Here is a 23,102-nt window from a genome sequence, read left to right as displayed (position 1 = left end):
TAATTAATGCCTTCTAAAAAAGAAAGTTATGAATCAATGATAAAAGAACTTGAAAAAATTGTGAGCAGTATGGAAAATGAAGAGTTACCTTTAGAGGAAGCTATGAAAAATTATGAGGATGGTGTAAAGCTTTGTGATAAGCTGTATAAAATATTAAACAAAGCGGAGGGAAAGATAAAACTGCTTACGGAAAATGGAGAAGAGGAATTTAAAAAAGCAGGTGATTCATATGAACAATAAAGTAATAAAGAAAGAAGTAGAGGAATATTTAAGTAGATACTTTGAAGGAAAAGATAACTACAATAAAAGGGTATATGAATCTATGAACTATAGCCTAAATGCGGGTGGAAAAAGGGTAAGACCTCTGCTTTTATTAGCTTCGTATGCCATATATAATAAAGATTACAAAGAAGTAATTGACATAGCGGCAGCAATTGAAATGATACATACTTATTCACTAATACATGATGATTTACCGTGTATGGATAATGATGATTTAAGAAGAGGAAGACCAACAAATCATAAGATTTTTGGCTATTCTATTGCTCTTTTAGCAGGTGACGGCCTTCTGAACGAGGCAATGAACATAATGTTTAAGTATTGTATTGGAAAAGGTGAAGAGGCTCTTAAAGCTTGTTTAATGATATCTAAGGCAGCAAGTTCAGATGGAATGATAGGCGGTCAAGTTGTGGATATATTAAGTGAAGGAAAGAAGATAAATGAAGATGAGCTTAGATATATGCACAAAAAAAAGACAGGTGAGCTTATAAAGGCAGCTGTAGTCAGTGGAGCAATATTAGGGGGAGCTCCTTTGCATGATGTGGAGCTTTTATCGCAATATGGTGATAAATTAGGTCTTGCTTTTCAAATAGAAGATGATATACTCGATATTATTGGAGATACAAAAATCATGGGAAAGACATCGAAAAGTGATTTGGAAAATGATAAATGTACCTATGTTACTTTGTATGGAATAGATAAGTGTAAGAGTATTTGCAGAGAGTTAACAGATGAATGTTTAGATATAATAGGCAAAATACAAGGCAATACGGAATTGCTTAAAGAAATAACAGAACTTTTATTAAAGAGAAATAGATAAGTTTAATTGTATATAGGAACGCTTTTATTTTTTGAATATTTAAAGCTTATATGTTATAATTTCAATTAATATATTCAATGTGGTGCAGTATTCTAGTCAGGGAAATGCTTTTTGAAGGCGGGGCTAAAAATCCGCTAAAGGGCACATCGATGAAGTTCCTGGTGCTGGCCTTAGAATGCCCAGTCTTGGGCTTGTGCTGGGAGTTAAAAAAGCTGGGGCACTCGCAATGGCATGCGACAAATGACCCTACTTTTGTGGAGGCCAATTATTGTATATTGAGAGAGATATTCAATATACGAAATTGGGGTAAACCTGCAATGTGGTGTAAAAGCTATGTGCAGTGTAGCCTGCCTTGAGTGGTATGGGGAGAGGAGATAAACAAGTCAAAAATTTTAGGCCTAAGTTTTTGTACTATTGAACTCTGAAACCTATGTTGCAAAAGAGGCTAAGAAAGCATCTAACTGTTGAGGAAAACTCCTAGACTGTTTTGGTAAAATGAGGATTGCAGTGCGGACTTAGTGGCAATTCAGTCCTGAAAGTGGCAACACTTCAGCTCGGATATTAAAGGGAAACCGCTATATGGCGACGTATAGTTATTCGTGGGGAAAGCCTACTGAACCTATGCCGTAAGATTTACTTATTTTGTTACCACATTGATGTTATGTTTTGGAGGAATTATTGTGTCAAAAAATAAAAAAGGTAATTCTAGAGATATGCACAAATGGCTGCTTAAGATTTTTATATGGTCTATTACCATTAGTAGCAGTGTTTCTCTGTTGTCTGATTTGCTACTAAGAAGGGTTAATTTATTAGTAGCTTTTATTTTATTGATTTGTATAATTTTTATAGGAATAGTTTTTGATATAATTGGAATTTCTGTAGCTACAGCAGTAGAAACTCCCTTTCATGCTATGGCAGCTAAAAAAATTCATGGTTCATCCATTGCAATAAAACTTATAAGAAATTCAGATAAGGTTGCTACATTTTGCAATGATGTAATAGGAGATATATGCGGAATTGTAAGTGGTACTATGGGAGCTTTGATAACAGATAAATTGCTTCAGCAAATGCTTAATAAAAATATTCCATCTGAAGCTTTAAGTGCAATGGTTGGAGGAATGATAGCAGCTGGAACTATTTTAGGAAAGGCTATAGGAAAAACTTATGGTATTAATAATAGCAGAAAAATAGTTACCAGGGTATCAAAAATTTTATACCTGGTTCAAAAGGATAGATGAAAAAATGTATAACATACTTGATAATTATGAAGATGTAGATGATATAAAAAATATGAGCAGTGATGAGCTTAAAGAATTTGCTAGTGAGATAAGGAAGTTTTTGATAGATAAGATTTCAAAAACAGGAGGTCATCTTGCCTCTAATCTTGGCGTAGTGGAGCTTACCTTAAGCTTGCACAAAGTATTCAATTTGAAAAAAGATAAAATAATATGGGATGTAGGACATCAAGCCTATGTACATAAAATCTTAACAGGTCGCAAGGATAAATTTGATAGTCTTAAGCAGTTTAATGGACTAAGTGGCTTTCCAAAGAGGAATGAAAGTATTTATGATGCATTTGAAACAGGTCATAGTAGCACATCTATTTCAGCAGCTTCGGGTATTGCAAGAGCAAGGGATCTGTCAAAAGATAATTATGATGTTATTGCAGTTATAGGTGACGGTGCACTTACAGGTGGTATGGCACTTGAAGCTTTAAATGATATTGGATACAAGAAAACTAATGTTATAATAATACTTAATGACAATCAAATGTCTATCGCAAAAAATGTTGGAAGCATATCTAAGTACTTAAATAAAATAAGATTAGATCCTAAATACAACAAATTAAAGAAGGATGTTAAAACTAAATTACAAAGAACTAATATAGGGTCAGAGGTAGCTAATTCCATCGAAAGAATCAAAGGTGGAATAAAGCAAATGGTTGTATCAGGAATGTTTTTTGAAGATATAGGAATAAAATATCTTGGTCCAATTGATGGACATAATATTGAAGAACTAACTAGTGTTATATCAAAAGCTAAGGAAATTAAAGGACCTGTGATATTACATGTTAAGACTCAAAAGGGAAAAGGCTATAGCTATGCAGAAGAAAATCCTAATAAATTTCATAGTATAGGCAAATTTAATTCTAAAACAGGAGAAGCACTTTCAAAGCCAAAGGATACATATTCTAAAGCCTTTGGTAAGGCAATGGTTCAAATGGCTGAGAATAATGATAAAATTGTAGCGATTACTGCAGCAATGACTGATGGAACTGGATTGTGTGAATTTTCTAAGAAGTTTCCACAAAGGTTTTTTGATGTTGGTATATCTGAGCAGCACGCAGTTACTATGGCAGCGGGATTAGCAGCTACAGGATATAAGCCAGTCTTTGCAGTGTATTCGACATTTCTTCAAAGAGCATATGATCAAGTGCTTCACGATGTTTGCATTCAGAAATTACCAGTAGTGTTTGCAATAGATAGAGCAGGTATTGTTGGTGAAGATGGAGAGACTCATCAGGGAGTTTTTGATATTTCATATTTAAGTAGTATACCTAATATGACTATAATGGCTCCAAAGTGTGTTGAAGAATTGAATTATATTATGAATTGGGCAGTTAAGCAAAATTATCCCATTGCAGTAAGATACCCTAAGGGTGGAAATGATATTTCAGATGTTTTGGCACCTTTAAAGGAATTTAGACACGGAAAATGGGAGATATTAAAAGATGGAAAAGATGTAGCTATTGTAGCAGTAGGAAAAATGGTTCAAAGGGCTATGGTAGTTAGAGATGAACTTTTGAAATATGGAATCGATTGTGCTATTATAAATGCAACTTTTATAAAGCCAATAGATAAGGATACCTTGAATAGATTTGCAAGAGATAACTATAAATTTGTGGTTATTGAAGATAATGTCCTTCATGGAGGGATTGGGAGCTTAATACTCGAACATCTAAATGATATGAAATTTAAAAATGATGTTTTAAATTTAGGCTTTAAAGATGAGTTCATAACTCATGGAAATATCGAAATTTTATATAAACTATATGATCTTGATATAGAAGGCATATGCAAAAGAATAATTTCTTTTAAATAATTAGTCATATAGTTTTATTTTAGGAGAGAAGTTTATATGTCTGAAAACAAAGAAAGATTAGACGTGCTTTTGGTGGAAAAAGGAATATTTGAATCCAGAGAAAAAGCAAGAGCAAGTATAATGGCTGGAGAAATATATGTAGATGACTTAAGAATTGATAAATGTGGTCAAAAGGTAAAGGTCTCCTCTAAGGTTGAATTTAGAGGAGAAAAGATGCCTTATGTAAGCAGGGGTGGATACAAGCTTGAAAGGGCGATAAAATCCTTTGGTTTAGGATTAAAGGATAAAGTCTGTTTTGATATAGGAGCATCTACTGGTGGATTTACAGATTGTATGCTTCAGAATGGTGCATCCAAAGTTTTTGCTATAGATGTTGGATACGGTCAATTTGCTTGGAAGTTAAGAACAGATCCAAGAGTTGTATGTATGGAAAGAACTAACGTGAGATATGTTACTCCTGAAGATATAGGCGAATTTGGTAATTTTGCCAGTATTGATGTTTCTTTTATATCTTTAAAGAAAGTAATTCCTGTAGTTATTAATTTGCTAAAAGATGATGGGGAGATTGTAGCACTTATAAAACCTCAGTTTGAGGCAGGAAGAGAAAAAGTTGGAAAAAGAGGAGTTGTAAGGGAACCTGAAACTCATATTGAAGTAATAAATACGATAGTGGATTTTTTGAAAGAAATGAAGTTGTCAATATTAGGAATTACATATTCGCCAATTAAGGGACCAGAGGGTAACATAGAATATCTAGTATACTTTTCTAAAAAGTGTATACAGGTAGATTATGATAGTACAGAAAGTGTGGTTGAAAATGCCCATAAGAAGCTTGATTAGGAGAGATTTAAATGAAGAATATAGGTGTCAATATCAATTCATGTAAAGATCCTGATGGTACAATAAGAAAATATGTGGAAAAAGTCATAAAAGAAGAAAAAAAGGACGTTCAAGTAAAATTTTATGATGAATTAAATTATTTTGACGAAGTATGTAAAACAAAACCAGATTTCTTTATTGCGTTTGGAGGAGATGGCACTATTTTAAACGCTGCAAGGAATTTAGTATCATGTGGAATTCCTATATTCAGTGTTAATATAGGTCACCTTGGATTTTTATCATCTATTGAGTTTAAGGATTTCAAAGATGCAATACATAAAATATTTAAGGGTGAATATTTTTTTCAAGAAAGAACTATGCTTAAATGTTCTTTTATAAAGGGAAACAGCAAAAAAGTTTTCTATTCTTTAAATGAAGTTGTTTTGTACAAGGGAAATATGGCAAAAATACTAAAATATAATATAGATGTTGACGATAAGTTTTATATGGGATTTAAGTCGGATGGGATAATTATATCTACTCCAACCGGCTCTACAGCGTACAATTTATCAGCAGGAGGTCCAATAATTTATCCTAACCTGGATTTAATATCACTTACTCCAATTTGTCCTCAAGGACCATATGCAGGTACCATAGTATTGGATGGTAAAAGTAATATAACAATATCAGGAATAGATGCAAATGAGAACGTATTTATAACTGTAGATGGAAGGCAACCTGTAGACGTAAAAGGAGTTTCATTTATTGAGATTTCGAAGCTTAACTATAAATGTAAACTTCTAAAATTGAAGGATTATAATTATTTTGAAGTACTTAGAAAGAAAATAATACTTAGAACTGAAGAATGTGAAGGTGATAAATATTGAAGGTATCAAGACATACAAAAATTTTAGAAATTATAAATTTAAAGGATATTGAAACTCAAGAGGAGCTGGCTGAGGAATTAAGAAGAAGTGGTATGGAAGTTACTCAAGCCACTGTATCAAGAGATATAAAGGAGCTTAAACTTATAAAAGTTCTCTCATCAAAAGGAAGATATAAATATGCAACTATTTCTCCTACGGAGAGTTTTTTGTCAAATAAGCTCGTTACAATTTTTGCCCAAACTGTATTAAATGTTGACAGGGTAAATAATATGGTAGTGGTAAAAACCATATCGGGTTCAGCTAATGCAGCAGCGGAAGCTATAGACTCTTTGAATTTAGATGGAATAGCAGGTTCAATAGCAGGCGATAACACTATTTTTATACTTTCTAGAAGTGAAGAAACAGCATTCAATATTGTTCAAAAGCTGAAAAAGATGATTAATGAATAGGAGAGGGTTTTATGCTTCTTCAACTCAATATTAAAAATTTTGCTCTTATAGAAGATATAACTATTAATTTTGAAAAAGGATTCAATGTTTTATTTGGTGAAACAGGTGCTGGTAAATCAATATTAATTGATGCAATAAACTATGTTCTTGGAGGTAAGTCAAGTAGAGGTTTTATACGAACTGGAGAAAAGAGAACATATGTTGAAGCTATTTTTACAATAGAAAATGATAAAACAAAGGCAGAACTCGAAAACATGGATATAGAATATGAGGATTGTGTAATAGTGAGTAGAGAAACATTTAAGTCGGGTAAAAGTATTGCCAAAATTAATGGAAAATCTGTGTTAGTGTCAGTGCTAAAAAACGTAAGTGAAACATTAATCGACATACATGGACAGCATGAGAACCAAAATTTGTTGGACCCATTAAAGCATATTATGTATTTAGATGATTATTGTGAAGAAAGCTTAATTAGTGCAAAAAAAGACTATACAATTACATATGAAAGTTTAAAAGCTATAGATGAAAAGATACGTGATTTGAAAGGCAAAAATGGTGAAAATGGGAAGCTAGCTGATTTTTTAAAATATCAAATAAACGAAATAGATAACTCTAAATTAAAAATTGGAGAAGATAATGAACTTCAAGAGAGGTATTCAATTGTTTCTAACAGTGAAGCATTGTCAAAGGTATTTTCTGAGGCATGTGAGGTTCTTTATGATGGAAGTGATAATTCTAAGTCAGCTTATGATTTAATTGGTTATGTTGTGAATAAAATTAAAAGTATTGAAAATAATAATGATAAGATTTCTGATATAGTAAAGATACTTGAAGATAGCTACTATAATTTAGGTGAAGTTGTAGAGGAAATAAAAGCAATTAAAAGCGGTATAAGTTTTGATGCTGGTGAGTTGGATTATATAAATAGTAGACTGTTCACTATAGATAGTTATAAGAAAAAATATGGAAGCACAATACAGGATATATTGAATTACAGAGATAAGCTTAACACTCAATATAATGAAATAGTAAATAGCGAAGAGATAGTAAAGGAATTAGAGGGAAAAAGAAAGAGCGTATATGAGAAATTACTCCATAAAGCAAAAAATATACATAAAATAAGGTGTGATTTTGCCAAGAAACTTGAAAAGTCTGTTAAGGATCAATTAGATTATGTGGGACTTGGTAAAAGTACTTTTAGTATAGAAGTAGATTTCAATGAAAGGTATATTAGTGAAAGTGGAAGTGATAAGGTTCAATTTTTAATATCTACTAATATAGGAGAACCTTTGAGGCCTTTGGAGAAAATTGTATCAGGAGGAGAACTTTCGAGAATAATGTTGTCAATGAAGACTGTTTTTGTAAATAAAGATAAAATACCTTCTGTTATATTTGATGAGATTGATACAGGAATAAGCGGCAGGATAGCTGAGAGGGTAGCAGATAAAATGTATGCTGTTTCAGAGAATCATCAAGTATTTTGTGTTACACATCTCCCACAAATAGCTTGTATGTCAGATACGCAATTCATGGTTTCAAAGAACATAAAGAATGATAAAACTTATACAGATGTAAGGCCGCTTGATAAAGAGGGTAAAGCAAATGCACTTGCAATGATGATAGGTGGAAGTGAAGTTACTAAAATAACTATGGATCATGCTAAGGAAATGATATTAATTGCTCAAAAAAGAAAAAGTGAAATTGTAGGAAAGAGAATAAGTTAGGAAGTATAAATAAATTACAAATTTTGTGTTTAGATGAATTGAAAGAATAAAAGTGTTTCTAGAGTTAGCCAACATATATACAGTTATCATAGATAATGTTAATTATGATAACTGTATATATGTTGGCTTTTATGAAAGAAAACATGTATTCTTTCAATTTTTATTTTTTAGGATAATTTCTAAAGTATTAACTATAAATACATCTATATGATAGCATAATTAAATTTTAAAATGGGAAATTTAATGTTGTGGAAGATACAAAAGCATAAATGTAAGGAGGTAAAATCGTGAAAAATAAAAAAATAAATATTGTATACTACATTTTAACTCCTGTAATTTTGGTTGTATTTTTAGCGTATAATAAGGTTATAAGTACACCGCAGAGTGTTTTTATAAAACGCAGTCAAAATAGATTAGTTACATCAAAATTTGATTTAAAAAATACAACTTCCAAGAAAAAAAGTAAAGCTAACGAGGGAATGTTTGGAATATCCTCAGTAAAATCTGCTAGCATTAAGCCCCAGGCAAAAATAGAGGTTTATCCTGGAGGACAGCCTATAGGAATTAAATTACACACAAAAGGTGTTTTGATTGTTGGATTTAGTGATATAGATGCATCTCGAGGTAGAGTGCAAAGTCCAGCAGCTAATTCAGGAATACAGATAGGTGATAGTATAGTTAAAGTAAATGAAGAGGCAATAAATACTGCCGACGAATTGGGTGAAAAAGTTAACAAAGATTCTACAGAAAAGGTAAAGTTAACAGTAGAGAGAAAAGGTAAAATAATAGAAAAGGTAATAAGTAAAGTAAAATGCAAGAGTGACGAAAATTATAAAATAGGACTTTGGGTAAGAGATTCTACAGCGGGAATTGGAACATTAACTTTTTATTCTGATAAAACTAAAGTTTTTGGGGCTCTAGGTCATCCTATTACAGATGTGGATACAGGTGATATAATAAATATCAGTAGAGGAAGCTTAATAGATTCATCTATAGTTTCTGTAAATAAAGGCATTAGAGGTAACCCTGGTGAGCTGAGAGGTATATTCATAAATGAAAATAAGCCAATTGGAATTGTGAAAAATAACACCATATGTGGTTTGTTTGGAAAAGGATATGAAAAATTTGAAGGTTTACAATATAATAAACCTATGGAAGTTGCAATGAGAAATGAGGTGAAATTAGGGCCCGCAAAAATTTTAACAACCATTGATGGAAGTCAGCCTAAAATGTATGCTATAAATATAGAAAAGTTGTTTGATCAAAGTTCTCCAAATCCTAAAAGTATGATGATTAAAGTTACAGATGCGGAACTTCTAGATAAAACAGGTGGGATAGTTCAAGGAATGAGTGGAAGTCCAATAATACAAAATAATAAAGTTGTTGGAGCAGTAACACATGTTTTAATAAATAAGCCTGATACAGGATATGGAGTTTATATTGAATGGATGCTTAAAAGTGCAGGTATATTATAAAAATTGAGTTTATTAAGTATAACCCTATATATAGGAAAACCAGTATAAGCTAATTATAGCACATGGGCTGTATATAATGATTTGAGACATATATGGTTTCCTATATATGTTTTTGTTTTGAAAGCAGAGAATTAAATATTTTATAAAAAAAGATATATTCTCTTGATTTTTTATCATTTTAGTAATAAAATGGAAAAGAAGATAAAGACAAAATTAATTAGATATGAAAAATATAGAATTATAAAACTATACATATGTTATTATATATAGGAGAAGGATAAATAATAGTTTTGTCGAATATAAAATATACAAAATGATAATTTATGGTAAAATTTCTATATTTTATAAAGGGGAGTTAAAAATGGAAAGTAGAAAAATAAGTGTTTTAATTGCAGATGATAATAAGGAATTTTGTAATATTCTTAATGATTACTTGCTTAACCAAAGCGATATGATAGTTGTTGGAATAGCAAAGGATGGAGTGGAAGCTTTAAAGCTTATAGAGAATAAAAAGCCTGACCTTGTTGTTCTCGATATAATAATGCCAAGATTAGATGGACTAGGAGTATTAGAAAAACTTAACAATAAAGATGCAGAAAACCTTCCAAGAATAATAGTTTTATCCGCTGTTGGACAGGATAAAATAACACAAAGAGCTATAACATTAGGGGCGGACTACTATGTAGTTAAACCTTTTGATATGGATGTATTCACTAATAGAATAAGAGAAATGTTTAATAATACTATATCAAATTCAGAGCAGAAAAGGTCATATCAAGTTGAAGAGAAAGAGGCAAGCTTTGCAGGTACAATTGCAAATGATGTTTACTCTGATAATATAGGTAATAAAGCGGTTGATTTAGAAAGCGAAATTACATCAATAATACATCAAATAGGTGTTCCAGCACATATAAAAGGTTATATGTATTTAAGGGAAGCTATAACAATGGTAGTTAATAATATGGAGCTTTTATCAGCAGTTACTAAGGAATTATATCCTTCTATTGCAAAAAAATACAATACTACAGCTAGCAGAGTAGAAAGAGCAATAAGACATGCTATTGAAGTTGCATGGTCACGTGGACAGGTTGAAACTATAAATAAGTTATTTGGATATACTATCAACAATGGCAAAGGTAAACCTACTAATAGTGAATTTATTGCTATGATTGCTGACAAGCTAAGACTTAAAAATAAAGTTAGCTAAGTTAAATGTATTAATACATTGGTAAAAGTTAATTTTTTATGTTAGCTTTTAATAATCAATACATTGTACAAATTTTAAAAAGAATATCGATAAACTTTCTTCATTGTTAAATTGAATGGAGAAAGTTTATTTTTTATAGAAATACTTAAGAAAATTGATTGTTGACAAATACATAGTACAATAATATACTTCAATTATAAAATAAAGTATGTGGTAGAATTTCAATGGATTTTCAGGGTGACATTTTTCTTTAATGATAACCAAGGAATAGTAACCTTGGTTTGTTTTTGTTTTTTCCGCCAATATGATTATAAATTGGAAGATTGGAGAATATATAGTGAGAAGGATATGGTTCATTATATAAAGTGATGGTTGGTGAATATATTATGATAATTAGAATTTTAATTGTGATAGCAACTATTTTTGTAGCAGTTATTTTCCTCGGAATTATTGGTTGTATTAAAGCAGCGGGTAAAGCTGATGAACTACAAAGAGAAATAAAAGAAAATGAAAGAAATTCTTGTGAAAAAAATAAAAATTAAATAATTTCTATAGACTAAAAGTTAGGTAATGCGCATTTACAAATGCAAGATTCAATAGTAAACTTTATTTATATGCTTATAAGGTAAGATGAATTTTAAATAAAACTTTGCATAAACCTTTTCTATATATCATATTATTTATTAAAGTGATGGAAAGAAAGGGTGAGTTGCTGTGAAGTTTAGTGTAACTGAAGCAATAAGTAATCATATTAAGGAAAGATTTTGGCTGTATATTATAAGTTCTTTAAGTATAGGGATAGGTTTTGTAATAAGCGTATATACCGTAAAGTATATGAGTAGCTATGAAAAGAACGATTTAATGAGCTACATTTTAAATTTTACAAAAAATAAGGGTACTGTTTCTATAAATTATAATGGAGTTTTATTTCAAACCTTAAAAGATAATATACCACTTATAATAATCATATGGTTTTTAGGACTTACAATGATAGGAATACCTGTAATTTTGATTATTGATCTCTTGAAAGGTTTTTCCCTTGGTTTTACAATAACATTCTTTGTAAATAATCTTGGTATCAAGGGAGTTACAATGGCATTTTTAGGAGTTTTGCCTCAAAATTTAATTTACATACCATGTATTTTATTCGTATCAGTTATTGCTATGGAATTTTCTATAGGTCTTGTGAGGTGCGGATTTAACGATGGAATAAGAAACAGAATTTTTACTAGGATAGGTTCATATTCATTAGTTTTTGCATTTGCAGCTATATTTATGGGTATGGGATTTTTATTTGAGACATATTGTACACCAAATATAATTAAACTTACAGCAATGCAACTTGGGAGAAGTATTTTTTAATGCGGAAAGATATGACTAATTTTATAATAACTTTTCTTAAATGTTTTTTTATTATAATAATCTTTGGAATTTTGATTCCGAGGCTTATAGATCAAATATTAACTTATATTGTTCAGAAAAATAACACTAGTAATGGAATATATTTTGTAAACAATATATTTAGTTATAGTAAGCAATTAGTATTAAAATATATATTTTTTTTTAGAATTTGTGAAGGTTACAACTAAAAAAAGTGGGAGATATTGTAATGGATAATTTAATTGAACAATACTTTGCTGAAATAAGAAAGAAAAATCTTAGTTTAAATACAATAGATGCATATAGACGTGATATAAAGAAATTTCATGAATTTTTAGATGAAAAAGGTGAAAAGCTTCGAGAGGTTGATGTTATTACGATAATGTCGTATGTGCAGTATTTGCAAAAAAATGGACGGGCTAATAGTTCTATTGTAAGAAATATAGTATCCATAAGAAATTTTTTCAAATACTTGGAGATAAAAGGCATAATGGATGATAATCCTGTAACACAATATGAGATGCCAAAGATAAGAAGGAATTTTCCTGATATTCTTACAATAGAAGAGGTTGAAAAATTGCTAATGGGTCCTGATGGAAATACTGATAAGGGTATAAGGGATAAAGCAATGCTAGAAATAATGTATGCAACAGGAATGAAGGTTACGGAACTGTTGAATTTAACTATATATGATATAAATTTAAAACTATCTTACATAAAATGTCGCGGTATAAAAAATAAGGAAAGAATAATTCCAATGGGGTCATATGCAGTTAAGTGTCTTGAAATATATTTAAAGGTAAGAACAAAGTTAAATGTTCAAAATATTGATTATCTTTTTTTTAATCTACAAGGTGATAAAATGACTCGTCAAGGTTTTTGGAAGATAATTAAGCAGTATGCACAAGAATCTGGTATAAAAAAGAAGATTAATGCATATACTTTAAGGCATTCATTTGCGGTTCATTTACTTCAAAATGGAGCGGATATAAAGACTATACAAGAGCTTTTAGGACATAGTGATATGGCTACTACTCAAATTTATTCTGGTATGTATAGAAAGACAAGAATAGCTGAAGTTTACAAGAAAACTCATCCTAGAGCTTAAGAAAATGCTTAGGATTTTAAATTAAACAATTGGACAGTGGAGAAATTCATAAAGGGAGGAAATAATATGGTTGAAAGAGTTATACTCATAGTTTTAGATAGTGTTGGGGCTGGTGAAATGCCTGATGCAGATAAATATGGTGATAAAGGGAGCGACACAATAGGAAATATATCTAAAGCTGTAGGTGGATTAAAGTTACCAGACATGGTAAAAATGGGACTTGGAAACATAAGTGGAATCAAAGGGGTAGACAAAGTACAGTATCCTATAGGAGCCTTTGGAAAATTAAAAGAGATGTCTAAAGGAAAGGATACAGTAACAGGGCATTGGGAAATGTCAGGAGTTATATTAGAAGAGCCTTTGAATACTTATCCAAATGGTTTTCCAAAAGACATAATAGATGAGTTTGAAAAAAAGATAGGCAGGAAAGTAATAGGAAATAAGGTTGCTTCAGGTACAGAAATAATAAAAGAATTAGGAGACGAACATATTAAGACTGGATGTCCTATAGTATATACATCTGCTGACAGCGTTTTTCAAGTTGCAGCACATGAAGAAATAATACCACTTGATGAGCTTTATAAAATATGTAAAGTGGCAAGGGAAATGCTTGTTGATGATAGAACTGTTGGTAGAGTTATAGCAAGACCATTTGTAGGGAAGAATAGTAACTATACTAGAACTTCAAATAGAAGAGATTTTGCATTGGACCCATTTAATAAGACCATGCTTGAGTACATAAAGGAAAATAAATCAAATGTTATGTGTGTTGGAAAAATTGAAGATATATTTAACAAAAAGGGCGTTACGGAAGCAGTGCATATAAAAAATAATATGGATGGTGTAGATAAAACACTAGAATATATGAAAACAGATAAAAAAGGATTAATATTTACAAATTTAGTAGATTTTGATATGCTATATGGCCATAGAAATGATCCTAAAGGGTATGCAAAAGCTCTTGAGGAATTTGACGGAAGAATTAATGAAATAAAAACAAATATGAAAGATTATGATGTTCTGATGATAACTGCAGATCATGGCTGCGATCCAACAACAGAAAGTACAGATCACTCTAGGGAGTATATACCTTTTATAGCCTACGGAAAAGATATAAAGGGTGGAGCGGATATAAAAATTAGAGATAGTTTTTCAGATATAGGTAAAACTATACTTGACTTGTTACAGGTTGAAAATAATTTAGTAGGAAAAAGCTTTAAAGACATAATTATGAAGTAAAGGAGAGAGATTGCTTTGAATATAAAGGTTGTAGAAGAAAGTTCTAGCTATATCAAAGAAAGAATAGATAAAACTCCTGAAATAGGTATAATATTAGGTTCTGGATTAGGAGATCTTGCAGATAAGGTTAGCGAAAAAAATATTATAAGCTACAGTGATGTGCCAAATTTGCCATCATCAACAGTGAAAGGGCATGCAGGACAATTTGTATTTGGTAAGCTTAATGGAATTAATGTTGTTATGATGCAGGGAAGATTTCACTATTACGAAGGAAATAAAGCTGAAACTTTGGCACTGCCTATTTACATAATGAAAAGCATTGGGGTAAAGAAGCTTATAGTTACAAACGCAGCAGGTGGAGTAAACACAGAATTTAAACCAGGTGATTTAATGATTATAAATGATCACATAAATTTTTCAAGTATAAATCCATTAATAGGAAAAAATTGCGATGAAATGGGCCCGAGATTTCCAGATATGTCCAATGCCTATGATATGAATATGATAGAAAAAGCAAAAAAAATAGCTTCAAGTATTGGTATAGACGTAGTCTCAGGAACTTATTTTATGATGTCAGGTCCTAATTATGAAACACCTGCAGAAATAAAGATGGTTAGAGTGTTAGGAGGAGATGCTGTAGGAATGTCTACAGTTCCAGAGGTTATAGCAGCAAATCACTGTGGTATGAAGGTAATAGGAATCTCCTGCATAACTAATATGGCTGCTGGTATACTTAATAAACCTCTTGACCATAAAGAGGTAATTAAGACTTCTAATATGGTTAAAGATAAGTTTACAAAGCTTGTAACGGCAATAGTAGGAGATATATAAAGAATATATAGCAAAAAATGGTAGAAAAAATTAATTCATTTATGTGATAATTTCTAACAATGTGGTAAAAATAAATTTATAAAATTGATATTGTTAGAAAGGATGATACATAAATGAAAAAAAGGGGAATCGCGATAGGGGCAATGGCTCTACTATTATTATTTCTTCAGTCTTTGTTTTTACCATTTAGCGTAAAGGCTTTTGGGCCTAATAATGACAAAGAGAGTAAGGTTCCAAATGACACTTCTGGTATTAATGTGGAAGCAAAATCTGCAATATTATTGGAACCATCAACAGGAGCAATTATTTATGAAAAAAATTCTCATGAAAAGTTTGCACCAGCATCAGTAACAAAAATAATGACTATGTTATTGACTATGGAGGCTGTAGATAGTGGAAAAATAAAGCTTACAGATAAGGTTACGGTAAGTGAGAACGCAAAGAAAATGGGTGGAAGCTCTATGCTTTTAGATACAGGAGAAGTTAGAACTGTAGAAGAGCTGCTAAAGGGAATAGCTATAGCTTCTGGAAATGATGCTGCAGTTGCAATGGCAGAATATCTTGGTGGCAGCCAGGAAAACTTTGTAAACATGATGAATAAAAAAGCTCAGGAAATTGGAATGAAAGATACTAGCTTTAAAAATTGTACTGGATTAAATGCAGATGGTCATATGACAACAGCTTATGATATATCACTAATGTCACGTGAACTATTAAAGCATCCTAAGATTTTAAAGTTTACAGGAACTTACATGGAGACTATAAGTGAAGGAAGAAAAACGCCTATAGCTCTTGTTAATCACAATAAGTTAGTAAGATTTTTTAAGGGTTGTGATGGTTTAAAAACAGGATTTACTGATGAAGCAAAATACTGTATAAGTGCTACTGCTTGTAAAGATAATGTTAGGATGCTTGCAATAATAATGGGAGCTCCAACTTATAAGGTTAGAAATAGAGATGCATCTATGCTTATGAATTACGGTTTTTCAAAATTTACTGCTAAAAAAGTTGTTGAAAAAGATAGTGTTGTTAAAAAGGTTGCTTTAAACAAAAAAGGTGACAAATACTTCTTAATAAAAGCAGTAGATGATTTATCTGTTGTTATTCCTAAAGGAGAGAATTGTAATATAACCAATAGGTGTTTATATAAAATAGATAAAAAAGATAAGGAAATCAAGAAGGGTGCCTATATAGGTTATGCTGAGTATTATGTAAATGGAAAATATGCGGGAAAAATCAAGGTTTATTGTGATAGGGATGTAAAATTAGGAGGCTTTTTTCAAAATTTCAAAAGTGATTTGCAACGTATATTTGATAATTCAATATAGATTATGATAAAATAAACTGTAAAACTGTTTTAATGGCTTTACAGTTTATTTTATAGGTAAAGGGATGCATTTTATTGGATATGTATAGAATCTTTAATGAAGGTCAAATAAATGTTTTAAAAGATATAAAAAGGGCATGTAAAGAAAAAAAAATTAAGGCTTATATAATTGGCGGTGCAGTTAGAGATTCCATATTAAATGTGAAAAGCAAGGACATTGATGTGTGTGTTGAAGGAGATCCGTTAATTATAATAAAGGAATTAAAATCTTTAAAGGATTATGTTTATTATGAAAAGTTTCAAACTTCAACCATATATTTTAACAATGGAGTTAGTGTTGATTTAATCAGATGTAGAAAAGAGACATATTTAAAAGATGGCATGCTCCCAATTGTTGAACCTTCATCTATAAAAGATGATATTTACAGAAGAGATTTTACCGTCAATGCTTTAGCTTATGATATTGTAGATGAGAGAATTATAGATTTTTATGGTGGAATTGATGATATAAATAATAAGGTTATAAAATCTATTCATAAAAACTCCTATAGTGAGGATTGTACTAGAATATTTAGGGCCATTAAATACAGCATAAGATATGGATTCGAAATTGAAGATGACTTTGTTTTTAATAGCCTTATTGGAAATAATATATTTAATACAATAAGTTTCGAAAGATACATAAAGGAGCTATATTTAATTTGCGGTGAGGATAAATGGATTCAAATGTTAAAAAAATGCTGCATGTATGGAATTATAGATTTAGATTGTGATATGTTAGGAGACAGCATACAATTCTCAGAGCAGAATATTAATTTTTTAAATATGGTCTATTGTTCTAGGGATAAAATATTAAATAGGGCTCTTGTGGAAAATTCTTTTCTGAAAAAGGAACTTTTGAACCCAATAAGAAAGTTTATAGTAGGAAGAAAAGAATTGGAGCATAAACTTTTAAACTCCAAGAGAAATTATGATATATATAAGGTTTTCAATGGCATGACAAAATATGAGCTTGTTTTATTCTCTTGGAATAAGGAATTGAAATATAAAGTTTATAATTATACGAAAAATATTCTTAACTTTAAAACTGTAATAAGTGGAAAAGAGATAAAGAATTTAATAGAAAGAGATGGAAAAATAGTAGGGTTAATAAAAGAAGGCATTTTAAAAAGGAATGTAAATATGCTTATGAATTTTGATTATTCAACAAAAAATATGGGAGAGATTTTATATGACATTGAACATAAATATAGATAATTTTCAAGGGCCTTTTGATCTTCTTCTGCATTTAATAAGAAAAAACAAAATGGATATTTATGATATAAAGATATTCGATATAACTAACCAGTATATACAGTACTTAAATGAAATGAAGGAAATGGATCTTGAAATAACTTCTGAATTTATAGTTATGGCTGCTACTTTAATAGAAATAAAGTCTAAATATCTTCTCCCTAAAACAAAAGAGGAGGAGGAAGAAAAGGAAGAAAGTGATCCAACTAAGGAACTGGTTTCGAAACTGGTTGAGTATAAAAAATTCAAATTGGCAGCAGATTTTTTAAAGAATAGAGAGCTCGATTATGGAGAAGTATTTTCAAAAAAACCTGAAATAATAGATGATAGGACAGAGGATGCTGATAATAAGGATATCCTCAAAGATATTACACTTTTAGATATGTACAAGCTATTTGAGAAGCTTATGGAAATGTATAGAAGCAGAATAAATACAAATAATAGTCTTCCAGATAAAATAGCTCCTGATATTTATAAAATTGAAGATAAAATGGATGAGATAAGTGAGATTATAAAATCAAATAAAGAAATCTATTTTTCAAATATAATAAATAAATGTTCAAATAAAATAGAAGTAGTTGTAACTTTTTTAGCACTTTTAGAGCTTATAAAGCTTAAGGATATAAAGGTATACCAGTCAAATAACTTTAAAGATATATACATAGAGAGGGTGAGTGCAGTTGAATAAAATAAATGAAAGTCAGCTTGAAATGGATGAAATTTCAAAGAAAGAACTTCATGAGTCAATAATAGAATCATTATTATTTGTAAGCGGAGAACCTCTTAAGTTAAAACAGATATCGGCTATACTTGAATGCACAACAAAGAGAGCTCAGGAAGTATTGAATAACATGATGCTTAAATATAATGATAACTGTAGAGGAGTAAAGTTAATAAATATTAATGATTCATATCAATTAGTTACCAAAAATGAAAATAGTGATTACGTTAGAAAATTGTTAAAAACAAATACTAGACAAGCACTTTCTCAAGCTGCTCTTGAAACACTTGCAATCATAGCTTATAAGCAGCCAATAACAAGAATAGATGTGGATGAAATTAGAGGAGTTAAAAGTGATAGGGCAATTTTAACTCTTCAAGAAAAAAAACTGATACAAGAGTGTGGAAGATTAGATGTTCCAGGAAGACCAATATTGTATGAAACAACAGATGAATTTTTGAAAAACTTTAATTTGGGTAATATAGATGAACTTCCTCCTATGGAGCAAATTGCAAGTGAGTTAGATGAAGTTGCAGTTGATGAAGAGGTAAAAGAAGGTACGGAATAATATTTATATTCTTTTATTAATGCATTTACTTAATATGAAAATAAAGGTTGAAGCTTAGAATAGGCTCAACCTTTATTTTTTATACTCTAACTTTGCTGTTGAGAGTTTTGATTTGCATTATCTGTATTACCATTAGTTGAATTTGAATCTTTTTTCTTATCATCATTACAGCACTTTTCTTTTTTTGATTTGTGTGAAAATCCCTTACACATTTCTATAAGTTGTGGTATCATATCAACTACTTTTTCGTAAGTGTTTTCTGCATTAAGAGGTAGCAATCTTACTGAATCATCTTTTATTACTAAGAAAGCTATAGGTTTTAAAGAAACTCCTGCTCCTGCACCTCCGCCAAAAGGATAGATTTTTTTATTTTCTTGGGAATCTTCTTGGCTTTTAAATTCGCTTCCTCCTGATGCGAAACCAAAAGATACCTTTGAAATAGGAATTATTAAACTACCATCAGTATTTTTTATAGGTTCACCTACTATGGTATTTACATCTATCATTCCTTTTATATTTTCCATAGTGGTTCTCATGAAATTTTCAATTGGATTATTATCCATAGTGAACACTTCCTTTATTTTTAATTTTTCTAATTAGTATCTTCATACGTAATTTCATTAATACAAAAATTAGAATAAATAGGTTATATATAGTTTTTGCTATACTTATCCAAAATATACTTTCAAATTCGATTTTGAATATGTTTTTTTTAAAGAATGGAATTACCTTATAGTTATAATCCCTGACATTAAAAAATACATTTAATAAATTATAAAAAGCAGCACCAAGAGAATTTACTATTCCGAATGAAAGTGCAGTATGTGCGGCATCCTCTAATCCAAGTCCAATAGTTAATTTGATTTTTGAAGAGTATTTAAGAAACTTATGTCTATGTTTAGAAATGTATTTTAGTGTATTGAAATTATATTCGATTTTTTTTTCAGTTCTTCTTACTGTGAATTTTAATTTTTTACCATAAATGAAAACTGAATATTTCCCATCAAAATAAAGCAGGTATACTTTTATTGGAATGGGAATTAGGGTTATTAAAACAATTATAACTATAATTATCAAGTACATAATAAACCTCCACATAAGGATAATATTATATATTTTATCCACATATATGCTTTTTATAATAATGAGAATATTTAATTTGAAAAATAGACAAAATAATTGAGTACGAAATAAAAATGAAGTAAGGTGATTTGCATGAAAATTTACAGAAGTATAGTTTTGGCACTAATTGTATGTATTCTTACACCGGCTACTTTTGCTAAGGCAGATAAGCTTAACTTAAATGCTAGATGTGCTATAGCTATAGATAGCAACACCAAGATGATATTATATGAAAAGAATGCAGATATGATAGTTCCAATGGCAAGTACCACTAAAATAATGACATCTTTAGTGGCAATTAAATATGGGAACTTAGATAAGAAATTTACTATATCTAAAAAAGCAGCCTCTATAAGGGGATCTAAAGTTGGATACAAGGCAGGGGAAGAGATAACATTAAGAGAGCTTTTATACGGACTAATGCTTCGTTCTGGTAACGATGCAGCTATTTGTATTGCAGAGGGTATAGCAGGTAACACGGAGAAATTTGCTGATTTGATGAATGAATATGCTTATAAAATAGGAGCGTTTAATAGTCACTTTCAGACACCGCATGGTTTGGATAAAGATTTACATTATTGTACAGCATATGATCTTGCTTTCATAACTTCTGTTGCAAAGGAAAACAAGGTTTTTAATGATATTGTAAGTTCAAAGGATGTGGGTTCAGGACAATATGGTTTTACAAGAAGTTATCATAATATAAACAAAATATTATATCAAATACCTGGTGCTGACGGAGTAAAAACAGGATACACAGGTAATGCAGGAAAGTGTTTAGTTAGTTCTGTAAAAATGAATGGTCATGATGTTATATTTGTAGTATTAAATTGTACCCCTAGATGGAAAGAGACCAAACGAATGTACGAATATGTTAAGAAAAATTATGAATACAAGAAAATGGTATCAAAGGGAGATGTAGTTTACAGCGGCAATGTTTTAAACGGGGGAGGAAAAGTTAAGCTTTTAGCACCTAGTGATATATATATTCCGTGCAGTAAGAACAAGATTTATTCGAAAAAGGTAATAGTATCTAAGGATATAAAGAGTCCAATTTTAAATAATAATATGATAGGAAGAATTGAAATATATTGTGATAATCAGTGTATATATAAAAATTATTTATTGGGCAGTTTTATAACTAAATAAAAGTCACTAAAAATACAGTTGAATTATAATACTAACAACTGTATTTTTGTCATATACGTGATTGCTAATTGTCATAAAAAAGACGATAAATTGATGCTGTAAATGATATTATGAAAATGTATGGAAAATACAGAAGAAAGGAATGATATTATGTCAAAAAAAAATTTAATTTTTTGTTTTCAAATAGTAAAGAAGAGATTCAGAAAGCTATAGGTGTTATTAACAATAATGAAATAGGAAATTTGGTAGATTACATTGAAGAGTTAGTATTTAAAGGAGAGTATGTAGAAGAATATATTTTTGGTATTTTAGAAGAAAAAATTGCAAACAGAATTGAGGATAGTAGAAGTTTTTCTGAATATAAAAATTTGAACAATCTTTTAGAAAAATTGAATTGGATAGATTTTAAAAATTTTATCCTAAAATGTGACTACATGGAAGATAGGATAATACAAAGTATTTTAGTTACTAACCCTGAATTGAGTTCCAGTTTGATTGAACTTTCAGATTTGGGAAATGAAAGGGAGAGGAGAGTTATAGAGTATGTAAGAAATATAAAGTAATAATTAAACAAATTCCTTAATGTTGTTTTAAGGAATTTGTTTATATTTGTTTCCATACTTTTTTAACAAAAATTCTACGTAAGTAATGGTTTCTTCATTTATATCATTGTAGGAGTTTATCCACCCCAATTTTTGCAGGGCAATTCTTATACATTCTTTTAAGTCAGTTGTTTCCTCTACATTTTCATTATCCAGATATCCTGCTGCAATTAAAAGCGCTTTTTTCTCTAACTTTAGACCTTCGGCTAATTTAACAACGGTTTCTGCATCTGGGTTTTCAATCCCATTTTCAGAACCTTTTTCTATTCTACAAATTGTTGTGTTACTTAAGTCACTTAAGGTTGAAAGTTTTCTTTGGGAATAGCCTCTAAGCTCTCTTATTCTTTTTATGTATTCTCCAAAAGTTTCCGTTGGTATTTTTGATAACTTATTATCCATAATTTGTCTCCTTGCCGTAAGTTATTTTATATATAAATTTTAACATAAATAACATTAGCAATGAAAAAAATTTTAAAATGTGTTGCATAAAATAAACAATATGATTATAATATTTATTATAAGTTACATACATTAAAAGGAATATGAGATAAAAAAAGGAAGAGGGGATATAATGAGAAAATCATTAGAAGACAAAAAAGTTGAGCAAGTTTTAAAGGAATATTATGAGGATAAAATAAATGTCCAAGCCTATAATAGTAAATTGAGCTATTATAATCAATACAGAAATATTATTAGAGATACTAAACATGAACAAGAAATTGAGGGTATAAAAGGAAAAATAGCAGAAATAAATTTTAAGAATAAATACTTAGAGCAAATTATAACAAATCTCACATTGGATGAACAAAAATACATTGAGCTTAAATATAGAAAGAATTTTAGTGTTATTGAAATACAAGATGCTATGTTTATTAAAGAAAGAACTTATTATAGATTAAGAAAAAAAGTGATAGATCATCTAAAGAATTTGCTTTTGGAGAATTAACTATATATCTTGAATTTTTATGTCATAAAACTGGTATATTGTTGGAATAAAGGT

At 29.9% G+C, this 23,102-nt stretch carries 25 protein-coding genes; 22 read left to right on the top strand and 3 right to left on the bottom strand.

The genetic code is table 11. From position 1 onward, the window contains the following. Positions 1-6 precede the first annotated feature (6 nt). The 19 genes from CA_RS10730 (at position 7) to scpB (ending at position 19,229) form a co-directional block, all read left to right on the top strand. Positions 7-240, top strand: coding sequence for an exodeoxyribonuclease VII small subunit (locus CA_RS10730; RefSeq protein WP_010965381.1), 234 nt, complete (start codon positions 7-9; stop codon positions 238-240). Beyond that, the gene (locus CA_RS10725) at positions 230-1,099 is read left to right on the top strand and encodes a polyprenyl synthetase family protein (RefSeq protein WP_010965380.1); all 870 of its coding nucleotides are present in this window, start codon (positions 230-232) and stop codon (positions 1,097-1,099) included. Before CA_RS10730 ends, CA_RS10725 begins: the two co-directional genes overlap by 11 nt. Before the next feature lie 680 nt (positions 1,100-1,779). Then, positions 1,780-2,337, top strand: coding sequence for a hypothetical protein (locus tag CA_RS10715; RefSeq protein ID WP_010965378.1), 558 nt, complete (start codon positions 1,780-1,782; stop codon positions 2,335-2,337). A 4-nt stretch (positions 2,338-2,341) separates the two neighbouring features. After that, the gene (gene dxs, locus CA_RS10710; protein ID WP_010965377.1) at positions 2,342-4,201 is read left to right on the top strand and encodes a 1-deoxy-D-xylulose-5-phosphate synthase; all 1,860 of its coding nucleotides are present in this window, start codon (positions 2,342-2,344) and stop codon (positions 4,199-4,201) included. A 36-nt stretch (positions 4,202-4,237) separates the two neighbouring features. Then, positions 4,238-5,041, top strand: a complete 804-nt coding sequence (locus CA_RS10705) for a TlyA family rRNA (cytidine-2'-O)-methyltransferase (protein WP_010965376.1) — start codon at positions 4,238-4,240, stop codon at positions 5,039-5,041. A gap of 11 nt (positions 5,042-5,052) precedes the next feature. Next, the gene (locus CA_RS10700; protein ID WP_010965375.1) at positions 5,053-5,907 is read left to right on the top strand and encodes an NAD(+)/NADH kinase; all 855 of its coding nucleotides are present in this window, start codon (positions 5,053-5,055) and stop codon (positions 5,905-5,907) included. Further along, complete coding sequence (locus CA_RS10695; RefSeq protein ID WP_010965374.1) at positions 5,904-6,356, top strand: arginine repressor; 453 nt, start codon at positions 5,904-5,906, stop codon at positions 6,354-6,356. The genes CA_RS10700 and CA_RS10695 overlap by 4 nt, the downstream gene beginning before the upstream one ends. A gap of 11 nt (positions 6,357-6,367) precedes the next feature. Then, entirely contained in the window at positions 6,368-8,080 is a 1,713-nt protein-coding gene (recN, locus tag CA_RS10690) for a DNA repair protein RecN (protein WP_010965373.1), read from the top strand. A 287-nt stretch (positions 8,081-8,367) separates the two neighbouring features. Continuing rightward, a complete protein-coding gene (gene spoIVB / locus CA_RS10685; protein WP_010965372.1) occupies positions 8,368-9,555 on the top strand; it encodes a SpoIVB peptidase in 1,188 nt (395 codons plus the stop codon). 361 nt (positions 9,556-9,916) lie between these two features. Beyond that, positions 9,917-10,762 carry a sporulation transcription factor Spo0A gene (gene spo0A / locus CA_RS10680; RefSeq protein WP_010965371.1) on the top strand — a complete coding sequence of 282 codons (846 nt, stop codon included), beginning with the start codon at positions 9,917-9,919 and terminating at the stop codon, positions 10,760-10,762. Between the two features lie 386 nt (positions 10,763-11,148). Further along, positions 11,149-11,304, top strand: a complete 156-nt coding sequence (locus tag CA_RS10675; RefSeq protein ID WP_010965369.1) for a hypothetical protein — start codon at positions 11,149-11,151, stop codon at positions 11,302-11,304. 172 nt (positions 11,305-11,476) lie between these two features. Beyond that, positions 11,477-12,124 carry a stage II sporulation protein M gene (gene spoIIM / locus CA_RS10670; protein WP_010965368.1) on the top strand — a complete coding sequence of 216 codons (648 nt, stop codon included), beginning with the start codon at positions 11,477-11,479 and terminating at the stop codon, positions 12,122-12,124. A 247-nt stretch (positions 12,125-12,371) separates the two neighbouring features. Beyond that, positions 12,372-13,250 carry a site-specific tyrosine recombinase XerD gene (xerD, locus tag CA_RS10660; RefSeq protein ID WP_010965366.1) on the top strand — a complete coding sequence of 293 codons (879 nt, stop codon included), beginning with the start codon at positions 12,372-12,374 and terminating at the stop codon, positions 13,248-13,250. A 66-nt stretch (positions 13,251-13,316) separates the two neighbouring features. Then, positions 13,317-14,489, top strand: coding sequence for a phosphopentomutase (locus CA_RS10655; RefSeq protein WP_010965365.1), 1,173 nt, complete (start codon positions 13,317-13,319; stop codon positions 14,487-14,489). Between the two features lie 15 nt (positions 14,490-14,504). Next, on the top strand, positions 14,505-15,320 hold the full coding sequence (locus CA_RS10650; RefSeq protein ID WP_010965364.1) for a purine-nucleoside phosphorylase: 816 nt from the start codon (positions 14,505-14,507) through the stop codon (positions 15,318-15,320). A gap of 113 nt (positions 15,321-15,433) precedes the next feature. Next, complete coding sequence (locus tag CA_RS10645) at positions 15,434-16,648, top strand: D-alanyl-D-alanine carboxypeptidase family protein (protein WP_010965363.1); 1,215 nt, start codon at positions 15,434-15,436, stop codon at positions 16,646-16,648. 80 nt (positions 16,649-16,728) lie between these two features. Then, positions 16,729-17,904: a CCA tRNA nucleotidyltransferase gene (locus CA_RS10640; RefSeq protein ID WP_241393115.1), complete on the top strand. Its 1,176-nt coding sequence runs from the start codon at positions 16,729-16,731 to the stop codon at positions 17,902-17,904. Beyond that, a complete protein-coding gene (locus tag CA_RS10635; protein WP_010965361.1) occupies positions 17,879-18,628 on the top strand; it encodes a segregation/condensation protein A in 750 nt (249 codons plus the stop codon). Before CA_RS10640 ends, CA_RS10635 begins: the two co-directional genes overlap by 26 nt. Next, positions 18,621-19,229: an SMC-Scp complex subunit ScpB gene (scpB, locus tag CA_RS10630; protein ID WP_010965360.1), complete on the top strand. Its 609-nt coding sequence runs from the start codon at positions 18,621-18,623 to the stop codon at positions 19,227-19,229. Before CA_RS10635 ends, scpB begins: the two co-directional genes overlap by 8 nt. 86 nt (positions 19,230-19,315) lie before the next feature. Here scpB and ytfJ read toward each other — a convergent pair whose 3' ends face one another. Together ytfJ and CA_RS10620 are read right to left on the bottom strand one after the other, a co-directional pair. Beyond that, positions 19,316-19,792: a GerW family sporulation protein gene (gene ytfJ / locus CA_RS10625; RefSeq protein WP_010965359.1), complete on the bottom strand. Its 477-nt coding sequence runs from the start codon at positions 19,790-19,792 to the stop codon at positions 19,316-19,318. Next, the gene (locus CA_RS10620) at positions 19,785-20,312 is read right to left on the bottom strand and encodes a DUF2953 domain-containing protein (RefSeq protein ID WP_010965358.1); all 528 of its coding nucleotides are present in this window, start codon (positions 20,310-20,312) and stop codon (positions 19,785-19,787) included. Before CA_RS10620 ends, ytfJ begins: the two co-directional genes overlap by 8 nt. 132 nt (positions 20,313-20,444) lie before the next feature. Here CA_RS10620 and CA_RS10615 point away from each other — a divergent pair, with 132 nt between their 5' ends. Together CA_RS10615 and CA_RS10610 are read left to right on the top strand one after the other, a co-directional pair. Beyond that, positions 20,445-21,500 (top strand): D-alanyl-D-alanine carboxypeptidase family protein, encoded by a 1,056-nt coding sequence (locus CA_RS10615; protein ID WP_010965357.1) that lies wholly within the window; start codon positions 20,445-20,447, stop codon positions 21,498-21,500. A gap of 173 nt (positions 21,501-21,673) precedes the next feature. Next, the gene (locus CA_RS10610) at positions 21,674-22,063 is read left to right on the top strand and encodes a hypothetical protein (RefSeq protein ID WP_010965356.1); all 390 of its coding nucleotides are present in this window, start codon (positions 21,674-21,676) and stop codon (positions 22,061-22,063) included. A 27-nt stretch (positions 22,064-22,090) separates the two neighbouring features. Here CA_RS10610 and CA_RS10605 read toward each other — a convergent pair whose 3' ends face one another. Continuing rightward, positions 22,091-22,501, bottom strand: a complete 411-nt coding sequence (locus CA_RS10605) for a helix-turn-helix domain-containing protein (RefSeq protein ID WP_010965355.1) — start codon at positions 22,499-22,501, stop codon at positions 22,091-22,093. Positions 22,502-22,673: 172 nt separating this feature from the next. Here CA_RS10605 and CA_RS10600 point away from each other — a divergent pair, with 172 nt between their 5' ends. Further along, a complete protein-coding gene (locus CA_RS10600) occupies positions 22,674-23,048 on the top strand; it encodes a sigma-70 family RNA polymerase sigma factor (protein WP_010965354.1) in 375 nt (124 codons plus the stop codon). Positions 23,049-23,102 lie beyond the last annotated feature (54 nt).

The organism is Clostridium acetobutylicum ATCC 824 (genome assembly GCF_000008765.1).
GTDB lineage: Bacteria > Bacillota > Clostridia > Clostridiales > Clostridiaceae > Clostridium_S > Clostridium_S acetobutylicum.
Note: the sequence above shows the minus strand (reverse complement) of the source record. Positions and strands in the feature narration are given on the sequence as shown.

What these genes read in the sequence shown, in the direction of transcription:
- CA_RS10730 (WP_010965381.1), top strand. Translation starts at nt 7, where the DNA reads ATGCCTTCTAAAAAAGAAAGTTATGAATCAATGATAAAAGAACTTGAA.
- CA_RS10725 (WP_010965380.1), top strand. Translation starts at nt 230, where the DNA reads ATGAACAATAAAGTAATAAAGAAAGAAGTAGAGGAATATTTAAGTAGA.
- dxs (WP_010965377.1), top strand. Translation starts at nt 2,342, where the DNA reads ATGTATAACATACTTGATAATTATGAAGATGTAGATGATATAAAAAAT.
- CA_RS10705 (WP_010965376.1), top strand. Translation starts at nt 4,238, where the DNA reads ATGTCTGAAAACAAAGAAAGATTAGACGTGCTTTTGGTGGAAAAAGGA.
- CA_RS10700 (WP_010965375.1), top strand. Translation starts at nt 5,053, where the DNA reads ATGAAGAATATAGGTGTCAATATCAATTCATGTAAAGATCCTGATGGT.
- recN (WP_010965373.1), top strand. Translation starts at nt 6,368, where the DNA reads ATGCTTCTTCAACTCAATATTAAAAATTTTGCTCTTATAGAAGATATA.
- spo0A (WP_010965371.1), top strand. Translation starts at nt 9,917, where the DNA reads ATGGAAAGTAGAAAAATAAGTGTTTTAATTGCAGATGATAATAAGGAA.
- CA_RS10675 (WP_010965369.1), top strand. Translation starts at nt 11,149, where the DNA reads ATGATAATTAGAATTTTAATTGTGATAGCAACTATTTTTGTAGCAGTT.
- xerD (WP_010965366.1), top strand. Translation starts at nt 12,372, where the DNA reads ATGGATAATTTAATTGAACAATACTTTGCTGAAATAAGAAAGAAAAAT.
- CA_RS10655 (WP_010965365.1), top strand. Translation starts at nt 13,317, where the DNA reads ATGGTTGAAAGAGTTATACTCATAGTTTTAGATAGTGTTGGGGCTGGT.
- CA_RS10645 (WP_010965363.1), top strand. Translation starts at nt 15,434, where the DNA reads ATGAAAAAAAGGGGAATCGCGATAGGGGCAATGGCTCTACTATTATTA.
- CA_RS10640 (WP_241393115.1), top strand. Translation starts at nt 16,729, where the DNA reads ATGTATAGAATCTTTAATGAAGGTCAAATAAATGTTTTAAAAGATATA.
- CA_RS10635 (WP_010965361.1), top strand. Translation starts at nt 17,879, where the DNA reads ATGACATTGAACATAAATATAGATAATTTTCAAGGGCCTTTTGATCTT.
- ytfJ (WP_010965359.1), bottom strand. Translation starts at nt 19,792, where the DNA reads ATGGATAATAATCCAATTGAAAATTTCATGAGAACCACTATGGAAAAT.
- CA_RS10620 (WP_010965358.1), bottom strand. Translation starts at nt 20,312, where the DNA reads ATGTACTTGATAATTATAGTTATAATTGTTTTAATAACCCTAATTCCC.
- CA_RS10615 (WP_010965357.1), top strand. Translation starts at nt 20,445, where the DNA reads ATGAAAATTTACAGAAGTATAGTTTTGGCACTAATTGTATGTATTCTT.
- CA_RS10605 (WP_010965355.1), bottom strand. Translation starts at nt 22,501, where the DNA reads ATGGATAATAAGTTATCAAAAATACCAACGGAAACTTTTGGAGAATAC.
- CA_RS10600 (WP_010965354.1), top strand. Translation starts at nt 22,674, where the DNA reads ATGAGAAAATCATTAGAAGACAAAAAAGTTGAGCAAGTTTTAAAGGAA.